Below are 1,358 nucleotides of genomic sequence, written 5' to 3'. Positions count from 1 at the left end.
TTTATTTCTTCTTAAATAGCAGTGATGATAATGTTACTTCATCAGGCTCTAATTCTTTTAAATTGAATGCTTTCAGTATATCCTCATAATCTTCAGTATAAAAAAATTTCATTATTTGTAACGGAGTTTTCCCATGAAGAGAGCGTCTTGGTGTATTATTAATATGGGTAAACATTAGATCTATGTCATCTTGAGTAAGATGCTCCATAGGATATCCGTTTGGTAGAATATCTCTAACGTAATTATGGTTATTTTCCACGTGCGGCTTTTGGTGTGAGCACATGGGATCACAGTAGAAGATATTTAATCTGTGTTTACCCTTTTTATTTTGTTCAAATAATTGTGAATTTTGAAATTCACTTCCTCTATCCGTCAATAGAAGTCCAAATAATTTTTTAAAAACTTCATTACTTAATATTTCTTCATATTCATCAATTGTTGCTACCATATTTTCATTTGTTTTCTCTTGATAAAGTTTTCCTATCATTACTTTACAATCAGTGAATTGAAAGGTTTGTAGATATGGTCCACTATGATTGTTGTAGAGGGTATCCATTTCGGTTGTCATTTTTTCTTCATATTCTTCTTTAAAGGCTAAGTAATCATCATATTTATGTCCTTCATAACTCACTGGTTCTTTTCTTTTTTTATACTTTGGATTCTTGTATTTGCGCTGCACCTTCTCTTTTAAGGATAGATTGATAATACCAAAGTCGTGAAAGACACCAGCTTCTATATAACTGTATAATGTTTTTGCACACAAACCAACTTCTGGATGATTCATTAAGATATGTTCAATCGATTGTCTTTGTTCGATAAGTGGCTTGATGATATTGGCAACTCTTCTTCTTTCTTTTGTTGTCATATTAATTCCACTTCGGCTGTCTATCAGCATATACTCATACTCTTTTTGAGCTTTATTTGCATCGTATAATCTTCGCTCCTTTTTACACTTACTTAGATTATCACAACCGTTGCAAGCCCCAGGAGTACGATCTCTACGAATGCATTTATCATCAATTCCGTTATTTGGCTTTATAGAATATGATTTACGTGGTTTGATGATTAAATGTGAACGTATTTCTTTTGCGATTGTTGATGCCTCTTTTCCTAACATCTTAGCGATATTACATTTTTTTGCTTCGTTTTCAATCCCGGTTTGAATTACGAATCGATCTTCTATGGTTAAATGTGTATAGTATCTTTTTTGTTTCTTGTTCATTTTTATTACCTCCTGAAGAAACACTTTATACATTTATCTTAACTGGAAGTCGACATAATAAAAAGAACTGGATGTTGTTTCTCTGTCTTACTTCCATTTCTTTTCTTTTAACTGGAATTTACTTTTTCAATTTACG

At 31.6% G+C, this 1,358-nt stretch carries 1 protein-coding gene; it reads right to left on the bottom strand.

What is annotated here, in order from left to right:
- Position 1: 1 nt before the first annotated feature.
- On the bottom strand, positions 2–1,222 hold the full coding sequence (locus tag M2475_RS11375; RefSeq protein ID WP_277491660.1) for an IS30 family transposase: 1,221 nt from the start codon (positions 1,220–1,222) through the stop codon (positions 2–4).
- Positions 1,223–1,358: the final 136 nt, after the last annotated feature.

Source organism: Breznakia sp. PF5-3, from assembly GCF_029504745.1.
GTDB lineage: Bacteria > Bacillota_I > Bacilli_A > Erysipelotrichales > Erysipelotrichaceae > Breznakia.
The sequence above is the reverse complement of the archived record's forward strand: the minus strand, read 5'-3'. Positions and strand labels throughout refer to the sequence as shown.

Bases quoted from the DNA above. Each gene is read 5' to 3' on its own strand.
- M2475_RS11375 (WP_277491660.1), bottom strand. From the start codon at position 1,222: ATGAACAAGAAACAAAAAAGATACTATACACATTTAACCATAGAAGAT.